12 protein-coding genes are annotated in these 9,592 nt (G+C 43.2%); 4 read left to right on the forward strand and 8 right to left on the reverse strand.

Annotation, left to right across the window (positions count from 1 at the left end):
• Positions 1-452, forward strand: a 452-nt coding sequence (locus tag LC574_RS12020) for a DUF2442 domain-containing protein (RefSeq protein WP_229453731.1), incomplete at its 5' end; no start/stop codon positions are given.
• Positions 453-465: 13 nt separating this feature from the next.
• Here LC574_RS12020 and LC574_RS12025 read toward each other — a convergent pair.
• The 7 genes from LC574_RS12025 to LC574_RS12055 all read right to left on the reverse strand — a co-directional run bounded on the left by LC574_RS12025 (position 466) and on the right by LC574_RS12055 (position 3,426).
• The gene (locus LC574_RS12025; protein WP_229453732.1) at positions 466-879 is read right to left on the reverse strand and encodes a DUF5615 family PIN-like protein; all 414 of its coding nucleotides are present in this window, start codon (positions 877-879) and stop codon (positions 466-468) included.
• On the reverse strand, positions 876-1,205 hold the full coding sequence (locus LC574_RS12030; RefSeq protein ID WP_229453733.1) for a DUF433 domain-containing protein: 330 nt from the start codon (positions 1,203-1,205) through the stop codon (positions 876-878). Before LC574_RS12030 ends, LC574_RS12025 begins: the two co-directional genes overlap by 4 nt.
• A gap of 91 nt (positions 1,206-1,296) precedes the next feature.
• Positions 1,297-1,626 carry a hypothetical protein gene (locus LC574_RS12035; protein ID WP_229453734.1) on the reverse strand — a complete coding sequence of 110 codons (330 nt, stop codon included), beginning with the start codon at positions 1,624-1,626 and terminating at the stop codon, positions 1,297-1,299.
• Positions 1,623-1,994: a hypothetical protein gene (locus LC574_RS12040; protein ID WP_229453735.1), complete on the reverse strand. Its 372-nt coding sequence runs from the start codon at positions 1,992-1,994 to the stop codon at positions 1,623-1,625. The genes LC574_RS12035 and LC574_RS12040 overlap by 4 nt, the downstream gene beginning before the upstream one ends.
• Before the next feature lie 294 nt (positions 1,995-2,288).
• Positions 2,289-2,498 (reverse strand): hypothetical protein, encoded by a 210-nt coding sequence (locus tag LC574_RS12045; protein ID WP_229453736.1) that lies wholly within the window; start codon positions 2,496-2,498, stop codon positions 2,289-2,291.
• Positions 2,499-2,760: 262 nt separating this feature from the next.
• The gene (locus LC574_RS12050; protein ID WP_229453737.1) at positions 2,761-2,997 is read right to left on the reverse strand and encodes a toxin-antitoxin system HicB family antitoxin; all 237 of its coding nucleotides are present in this window, start codon (positions 2,995-2,997) and stop codon (positions 2,761-2,763) included.
• 6 nt (positions 2,998-3,003) lie between these two features.
• Positions 3,004-3,426 (reverse strand): putative toxin-antitoxin system toxin component, PIN family, encoded by a 423-nt coding sequence (locus LC574_RS12055; protein ID WP_229453738.1) that lies wholly within the window; start codon positions 3,424-3,426, stop codon positions 3,004-3,006.
• 151 nt (positions 3,427-3,577) lie between these two features.
• Between LC574_RS12055 and LC574_RS12060 the strand changes: the two genes are divergently transcribed.
• From LC574_RS12060 to LC574_RS12075, 3 genes are all read left to right on the forward strand, one after another.
• Positions 3,578-3,796 (forward strand): hypothetical protein, encoded by a 219-nt coding sequence (locus tag LC574_RS12060; RefSeq protein WP_229453739.1) that lies wholly within the window; start codon positions 3,578-3,580, stop codon positions 3,794-3,796.
• 116 nt (positions 3,797-3,912) lie between these two features.
• Positions 3,913-6,933: a hypothetical protein gene (locus tag LC574_RS12065; protein ID WP_306422108.1), complete on the forward strand. Its 3,021-nt coding sequence runs from the start codon at positions 3,913-3,915 to the stop codon at positions 6,931-6,933.
• Positions 6,934-6,953: 20 nt separating this feature from the next.
• Positions 6,954-7,250 (forward strand): hypothetical protein, encoded by a 297-nt coding sequence (locus LC574_RS12075; protein WP_229453740.1) that lies wholly within the window; start codon positions 6,954-6,956, stop codon positions 7,248-7,250.
• Positions 7,251-7,386: 136 nt separating this feature from the next.
• On the opposite strand, the gene LC574_RS12080 is transcribed toward LC574_RS12075, so the two are convergent.
• Positions 7,387-9,592, reverse strand: a 2,206-nt coding sequence (locus LC574_RS12080; RefSeq protein WP_229453741.1) for an HD family phosphohydrolase, incomplete at its 5' end; no start/stop codon positions are given.

A 9,592-nucleotide genomic window follows, 5' to 3' on the forward strand; every position in this document is an offset into this window, starting at 1 on the left:
CCTTAGATTTTGTAGCAGAAGTAGAATTAAAAGAAAAGCTAGCCAATGCCAGAGCAAACTTAGATGCTACTGCCACATCTGAACCACGGGCTACTCGTGCTTTTTATAACGCTTATTTAGGAATGATTATAGTTTTCTTGTCCAACAAATGTATGTTTGGGTTCCCGTCAGAGGTAGGACAAGGGCTAGCAGGTGCTTCAGTCAAGGACTTAGCAGAAGTAGAGGTAACACCTTCTGGTGAAGGATTACACTGGAAAACTCTAGATGTAGATTTGAGTATTCCTGCTTTGATGAATGGAATATTTGGAACTAAAAAATGGATGGCTGAACTTGCTAGAAAAGGTGGAAATTCTACTTCTGCTACAAAATCTAAGGCATCTCGACTAAATGGTACAAAGGGCGATCGCCCCCAAAAAAAAATTGTACTGGCTATTGATGAAGATGAAGCTTGACCTATTAACTCACTTAAGTGACCATAAAGCGATCGCATCGAAAGCTGTAGTTTTGCCGCAACGACTTGTTATTTAGAATGGGATAGACATTCATCTGATTGACCCATTCCTCAGCAGCAGAAGCTTCCCAAACAAGGATGAGTGCTTCAATTGCATCACTGACTGACAAATTCTGAGAAAGAATCAAAACTCCAGAACTGGTTTTTGACATTATGAATTCACCAAATTTAGAAGGCATGGTTTTACGGTCGTGGGTCAGGAGGACTCTACCATCCTGTGCTGCGATCGCCAATACCTCTGAATCTTTCTTACCTTCGAGCAATGCTGTATAAGCTGATTGAAAATCAAGATTTGGTTGCCTACGTATCGTGCCAGTTACAATCGCTTGGCGTAGGTCAGCATCTGCTTGAAATTGAACTGTTGTCATGCCTCGCTGTGCTTCTGTATTTGAACAGTTTTTAATTTTTGATACAGAAGCGGATTTTTCTCTCTAAGAAAGTGTTGCAATTTCTCAAACTCTTTTTCACCTTCTTTTAAATACGCATCAATTAGCTCTCGGTTGGCAAGATAAAAGGTAATAGCACCATAAACCTGCTCTAGCGATAATGGAAAGTTTTGGGTAATGCTTTCAGGAGACTCACCATTCAAAAAGGCATACACAACTGAATCGAGAGAGATACGAATCCCTTCGACCCAATATCCTCCATCTCTTTGTTCAATATATGGCTTTGCTTTCTTCAGTGCTGCTGTCATAAAACTGTTTGCGACTCTTTACTTCGATATTAAGCGATCATTCTTGAGAAAGATTTAATCCAGATTATTGAATAGATTTTCTTTACAATGACTATTTTTGGTCTAATTTCTGCTGAACTTGATTAATCTGTTGTTGAATTTGGCTATTCTGTTTCTGGATTTGATTATTTTGTTGTTGAATTTGATTAAGTTGTGTAATTGTAGCAGTTAGTTTAGTTACTATATAAATCCCAAAACAGATATTGAACAGTAGCAAAAAAATTAAAAGATACCTTACCAGTTCTTCTAATTTAGTATTATTTTTCAGATTTAAGTCTTGTTGTGATGATTTTTCTTCATCAGAGGATTTGAAAGACTTAAAATCACTAGACGAGTATTGAGGTCCTAAGTCTCTTTCAGATGGATCTCTCCAGTTACTCATATTTTATATTTGTTAACCTTATCTGGATTATATCCTAAAATGCTACTTTTTCTAAGATGGTCGCGCAAAGTAAATACTTGGTCTCCTTCACGTGCACTGCCATATAAAACCTTAAGCTCTATTCCAACACTCTCAGTTCTAACTCTTATTTTTTTAATAAGTTTATAATATTCTTGTTTAATCTCGTCATTATTTACATTCAGTAATAAATCTTTTTTGTTAATAAAAAGACAAACATATTTAAGACTATCGGTGGTAACGAGTCCAAAAATAGTATCTAATGCTGTTGAACTCCATTCTTCTATGTGTTTCTTAACTCGCTCACGCCATTCAGTACTATACTTAGTAATCAGAGATACGCTTGGCAAAACATCAGGGTCGTCAGCCTCGACTACCCAAGAATACTACGCATCGCACCTCTAAAAAGCTTGCTGTTACCATTAATTTTTGTTAATTTGCCCTGAGTGAATCCAGAATATTAGTTGATTTTGACACTCAGCATATATCTATGTGAAACTGCGATCGCACCTCAAAAAAACCTCTTAACAAGATTATCAACAGGTATGCGACGCCGATAGCGAACGCGAGTGCGTCTCCAAGAGTTGCGGTAGCAAGTCATCAAGCGTCATAGTCCGTCGTAGACATCGCCAGCTTTCAACTCATTATTTATTCTCTGCCGCTTGCATCTGCTTTAGAACTGCTGCTTGGATTTTGGCATCAAAGTCGGGATCATCTACAGTTGTTATAATATTGCGTGGGCGATCGCCAAGTCTATCCAGATATGCTTGCAGTGCTATTTTGTCCTCACGATGTAGGAGAAAATATTGCCTCAATTCCTCATCAGACATGGCTGCATAGTTGACTTGACTCATTACAACACCTCTCCATTCGGCGTAATTTGGAACTCAAGATTCTCAGTACTTCCAGCCAAAACATAAAGATTGCTGGTTCGATCATCTATGCATACAAGATGTATGGGCTGAAGCGTAATATACGTTAGCCAGTAGCTAAGACGATATAGACCTCTCAATTGGGCATCAGTCGGCATTCAGGGCGCTCACTCAACACCTCTTTATTTTATTCCATAACTGCTTTAAGCTTTTTCTCAATTAGGTAGGTGCTTGCATCATCGCGCTACAAGCTCTCTTTTTTCTGTTCTGTCAAAGCATCAAGTTTAGCCAGTATTCTTAAGCCTTCTTCTGGGTTCCCAGTTGCGACCATTGCTTTAAATCTGATACTGGCATCAAATTCTGCTAGAGCTATGGTGGAAAGTTCTTCAATCAGCTTATTGACACTTATACCTTTAGCTTGAGCAAGTTCTTTTAATCTGTTGTGTTTTTCGTCTGGTAAACGAATAGTTAAAGTAGCCATTTTTGTTTAACTCCTAATAATTTCTTCAGGTTTTAAGATTGATAAGTTAGGAAATAACAATTCAGCATTTTGGAAATCTTTAATATTATGAGTGGCAATAATTTGAGCATTACCAGCAACCGTTAATTCAATTAAGTGGTTGTCAGCTTCATCTTTTAAATTAGGTCGCCATAAGTAGTAAATATAAATCCATTGACTCACGCTCATAAATGATGCGAGTAAAGCAGAAATTTCTGCATTCGTTAAAGGGCATTTGGCGAGAATTTCTGATCGCCCAATAACTGACTCATACTCAGAAAATAAAGCGTTTCCCATCAAAGGCTGATATTCGCCTTTCAAGCAGCGCCGAATGAGTTCTCTACTGGAACCCTTAGAGCTAATAAGCGCACTAATAAAAACGCTGGTATCAACCACAAATTTAATTGCCATGTAAATATGATAGCATATATGCTATCATGACAATTCCGGTTTCTTGCGATTAATCAAGGAAAGTATTTCAAACAAGGGAATTGGCAAGAAAATTTTGGGTATCTGATCAAGATTTTAGAGCGAGGGATGGCAGAGGGTTGTTTCCGTCAACTTGATTCATTTCTCACCACCCTTCATAATTATTGGGGTTTGTAATTTATACTTCAACGCTTACGAAAACATCAAGCATACTAGACCCGAATTGGCAAAAATTCAGGTAGTCGGTCAAATTAACTCATTCCAGCGACTATCAAGCGATGCCTACGGCGGGCTACGCCTACGCATCAGCGTAATCCGCTTGGAACACCAAACTTCCAGAAGAGAACATTAAACTTCAAGTTTGGAACATTAAATTCCGAGTTCAGGATAGGAAACTTCAAGCTCAGAACACCAAACTTCGAGTTCCAAACATCAAAATTTTAGTTTTCAAAACAAAAGGACGAACTCATGGCAAATTCAGTTTTCAACTTATCTAACCTCAACGGCACAAATGGCTTTGCCATCAACGGCATCAATCCAGATGACCGTTCAGGCAACTCTATTAGCAGTGCCAAAGACATCAATGGCGACGGTGTTGACGACCTGATTATCGGGGCAGATGGTGCCGACCCCAACGGCGACTCCTCAGGGCAAAGCTACGTGGTGTTTGGCAGCAAGGAAAGTTTTGCTGCCCAATTCTACCTCTCCACCCTCAACGGCACGTCGGGCTTTGCCATCAACGGCATCAATTCAGATGACTTCTCAGGCTTCTCTCTTAGCAGTGCCGGGGATATTAACGGCGACGGTCTAGACGACCTGATTATCGGGGCAGATGGTGCCGACCCCAACGGCATCACCTCAGGGCAAACCTACGTGGTGTTTGGCAGCAAGGAAAGTTTTGCTGCCCAATTCGACCTCTCCACCCTCAACGGCACAAATGGTTTCATCATCAACGGCATCAATCAATATGACTCCTTAGGCAACTCTGTTAGCAGTGCCGGAGACATCAACGGTGACGGCATTGACGACCTGATTATCGGGGCACCCTTTGCCTCCCCCAACGATACCTCTTCAGGGCAAAGCTACGTGGTGTTTGGCAGCAAGGAAAGTTTTGCTGCCCAATTCGACCTCTCCACCCTCAACGGCACAAATGGCTTTGCCATCAACGGCATCAATGAAGATAACTCCTTAGGCAAGTCTGTTAGCAGTGCCGGAGACATCAACGGCGACGGTGTTGACGACCTGATTATTGGGGCACCCTTTGCCTCCCCCAACGGCACCTCTTCAGGGCAAAGCTACGTGGTGTTTGGCAGCAAGGAAAGTTTTGCTGCCCAATTCGACCTCTCCACCCTCAACGGCACAAATGGTTTTGCCATCAACGGCATCAATCAATATGACTCCTTAGGCAACTCTGTTAGCAGTGCCGGAGACATCAACGGCGACGGTATTGACGACCTGATTATTGGGGCACCCTTTGCCGACGGCAACGGCGACAATTCAGGGCAAAGCTACGTGGTGTTTGGCAGCAAGGAAAGTTTTGCTGCCCAATTCAACCTCTCCACTCTCAACGGCACTAACGGCTTCGTCATCAACGGCTTCAATAAAGGTGACGGTTTCTTCAGCAGTTTTGTCAGCAGTGCGGGAGACATCAACGGCGACGGCATTGATGACTTGATTATCGCGGCACCCTTTGCCGACCCCAACGGTACCAATTCAGGGCAAAGCTACGTAGTGTTTGGCAGCAAGGAAAGTTTTGCTGCCCAACTCAACCTCTCCACCCTCAACGGCACAAATGGCTTTGCCATCAACGGCATCAATCCAGATGACCGTTCAGGCTACTCTCTTGGCAGTGCCGGAGATATCAACGACGACGGTATTGACGACCTGATTATCGGAACACCCTTTGCCGACCCCAACGGCGACAATTCCGGGCAAACCTATGTGGTGTTTGGCAACCGCGCCCCCGTTCTCGACCTCAACGGCAACTCAGAGGGTATTGATTTTAGCACCACCTTTAGCGGCACTCCCATCTCCATCATTGATAGCAACTTCACCCTGGACGACAACGACACTACCCTAGCTGGTGCCACCATCACCATTACCAATCTCTTGAATGGCGCAGCCGAAAGTCTCAATGCCACTGCCATCGGCAACATCACCGCTACCTACAACCCCACCACAGGCACTCTCACCCTTAGCGGCACGGATACCATTGCCAATTATCGACAAGTCCTCAGCAGCGTTACCTACAACAGTACAGCTACCACTGTTAACACCACAATTGAATTTGTCGTCGATGACGGGCAAGATTTGAATAACACCAGTGCAGTGGCAACCACCACTTTGGGTTTTGTCGAGAAATTGATCACGGGCACGCCTGATGCAGATATCCTCATCGGCACATCCAACAATAACATCATTGAGGGCAAAGCTGGTAACGACAAGCTCACTGGTAATGGTGGTCGAGACAAATTCATCTTCTCACCAGGCGATGGCATCGACACCATAATCGACTTTGGCGGCGTAGGTATTGATTCAAATCCATCAGCGGCGGAAATTGCTGAAGTTGATACTTCAAATCCATCAGCGGCGGAAATTACTGAAGTTGATACTTTTCCATCAGCGGCGGTAATTGCTGAAGTTGATACCTTGGATTTTACTAGATTAGGATTGACTGCTAAAAATCTGCAATTAAATCAAAATGGCAACAATCTAGAACTCACTTTTGAAGATACAAGCAATACCAAAATCATTCTAGAAAACTTCCTCTTAGAAAACTTGAATAATTTACCAGCATCTGATACCAGCCCAGCTATTGGCAATATCCTGTTTGATAACCAGAGGGGCATCGTTGACAGTTTTGATATCTTCGATGCCAACTCCACTCAAACTGAGTTATTTAACCCGAACACCGTTACATTCCTCAATGACCTTAACAATAACATTACGGGTTTTAAGGACTCCGACGATGTGATTAATGGTCAGGGAGGTGATGACATCATCCACGGCAATAGTGGCAATGATTTGCTGCGGGGTGGAACTGGTAATGATACCCTCATCGGTGGTGCTGGCAATGATACTCTGGTTGGCGGTGCTGGCAATGACGTACTCATAGGTGGTGAGGGTGTTGATAGATTCCTTTACAATACCGATGCTGCTTTTAACAGCGCTGATGTTGGTCTAGATAGTATTAGTGGGTTCTACGGTGGATTTTTTGCAGCCACTACACAAAGTGACAAGATTGTACTGGATAAGGCTACCTTTAATACAATTACTTCTGTTGCGGGAATAGGTTTTAGTAACGAGAGTGATTTTGAAATCACTTCTTCAGCGGGGACTAGCACGGCGAAAATTGTCTACGATCCTGTGAGTGGGCAGTTGTTCTACAACGAAAATGGCAGCACGGCTGGTTTCGGCAGTGGTGGTCTATTTGTGACTCTTACTGGTGCGCCAATTCTCAAAGCATCTGATTTTATTATCCAAGCGTAGTTCGCTTGGAACAACAAACTTTGAGTTCCAAACACCAAACTTTGAGTTCGGAACATCAAACTTTGACTTCGGAACACCAAACTTTGAGTTCGGAACATCAAACTTCGAGCTTGGAACACCAAACTTCGAGTTTCAAACAGCAAACTTCGAGTTCCAAACACCAAACTTCGAGTTTCAAACAGCAAACTTTGAGTTCGGAACATCAAACTTCGAGTTCTAAACACCAAACTTCGAGTTCGGAACATCAAACTCCAAGCTTGGAACACCAAGCTTGGAGTTTGGAACATCAAACTCCAAGCTTGGAACACAAAGTTTAATACCATTTCACACAAACCCTGATAGTCAGTAGGAAGTAGGGTGTGTTATGCCGTAGGCGGGAGCATCTTGAATTGTTGATAGTGCGTTGCGCTGCGCGACAACGCACCCTACTACATTTAAACCTAAGTTTTTTAATTACGAATTCCGTACAGCGCTACTAGCCTTCAACTTAGGATAAGCAATTCGTTTGTGATGAAATTGCTGCCAAACATCTACAAATATCTGGGCAATTTTTGACATTTCTTCTCGTGTTAATCCTGAATCTACCAGTTGATTGTCTTGCCATTTGGCACGCAGAATATTGTTTAACATTGTTAAAGCTTGTTCGGTAGAGACATCTTTGAGCGATCGCTTCTCTCCCACACGCTTACCCGAACTTGATGCTTCGAGCGATCGCAGCGCCGCTTCGCAAGAATCTGCTAACATGACAATTCCGGTTTCCCGCGATTGGGGAATCGGCCCATCGTAGCGAAAATCTGCGTCGTCTACTATTAAACTTGGATCTTCCTGCGCCATTTGCTGGGCTTGATGATGGAAATAGGCAATCAGCATCGTTCCCTGATGCTCTGGAATAAAAACTTGAATCGCTGTCGGCAAAAGGTGTTTACGCGCCATCACCAACCCTTCAGTTACGTGCTTTTTGATAATTTCTGCACTCTTCCAAGGATCTTTAATCTCTGTATCATGTTTATTCGGCCCCCCCATTTGATTTTCTATAAAGCCAAGGGGGTCATGCATTTTGCCAATATCGTGATATAATGTTCCAGCCCTGACTAGTTCCACATTGCATCCTAGTTGTTTGGCAGCAGCTTCAGCAAGGGTAGCCACAAGCAACGTATGTTGAAAAGTTCCAGGAGTTTCAGTAGCGAGTCGTTTTAATAAAGGGCGGTTAGGGTTCGCCAACTCCGCTAAACGGATGGGAGTAACTAAATCAAAAACTTTTTCTAGATAAGGACTCAACCCTAAAGCTACAACACTCCAGCCTAAACCGGATAAAGCAAACAATCCGGCTTCTCGGAGGACAATATACCAAGTTGAACCAAATGCTTGACCAATTAAGATTTTAACAATCAGATAAATGCCGCCCTGAGTTAAAGCGATCGCAACACCCAATAATGCCAATTCTTCACGCGATCGCAATCGTTGCGCTATGTAACTACCTAATATTCCTCCCCCGACACCAGCTAAAAGCGCAGCCTTGCTTATATCCAAGCTAATAGCTAATATCGGCAACAGCAGTCCGACAACTGTCAACGCCAAAATGGGGCCATAGAAGCTTCCCAACAATAACCCAAGGGCGCTCCAGGTGGTATAAGGCAATCCCATCGTTACCAACCCTGGCACACTCAGAGTTAGCAGTAACACCAATAAGCGATCGCGTTGTCGCAATTCATAATCAATATGCCGTTCTACCCAGACAAAAATAGCAATGGCGATCGCAATAACACCTGCTAACTTCCCTAACTCGTGCCATTTTACCTCCCGGCGAACCAGGTGATAATGCTCCAGTACCTTAAAGTTCCATGCAGTAATCTGCGCTCCTTTTTTGACAATCACCTGGCCGTACCGTACCTTCACCATCACCGGTGGCACTCCAGCAGCAGCCTTTTGAGCATATTGTCTGGTTTGTTCTTCATCTTTTTGCAGATTCGGCTTGAGGACAGCTAACAACACGTTCTTTGCCAAAGATTCGGCGGATTTTGGTACAAAGGACTGTAATTGTAAACTCACCGCATCCTGTAAGATATTTTTTGGCAGTCCTTGTGGGATGCCTTGGGTGATAATCCGCTCTGCACTCTGATGGATTCCCATTTGTGTTGTTTCCCACTCCTGATCTGACAAATCCAAAAGTAGGGATTCCTCGTATACTGCTTCTGGGGTAACAGTCTCTAACTGTAAAAGTTTGGCAGTGGCTTGGGTGTATCTTTGGCGTGCTTGGGAAATTTGGGCAATCATTAAAGACAAGTTTTTCTCAGAAGTTGTGACGCGGTAAGATTCTAGTTCTGCTACTGCTTGAGTAAAATCAGTGTTTTGATAAAAATCAACTGGCTTTGTCTTCTGTGGCGTTGGTGTCTGATTGGGTGCGGATGAGGCGGCGGTTCGTCCTGTTCCTTTCTTATGCTGATTTTTACTATTTTCTACAGCTACTAGCAGTGCTTGCCATTCTGAGTCAGGACAAGAGCGGAGGTAACGCTGGGTAGAGATGGACAAAATTATAGGATCAAAAAAAGGAAAAGCTCCAGCAACGGCGCGAATTTCGTTGCCATCATCTAGAAGTTGTTGCAATTTTTCGTTGATTTGTTCGTTCATTCGCGCATCAACCATCAACACTTGTAAGGAT

Source organism: Nostoc sp. CHAB 5715 (genome assembly GCF_020829685.1).
Classification (GTDB): Bacteria; Cyanobacteriota; Cyanobacteriia; order Cyanobacteriales; family Nostocaceae; genus Nostoc.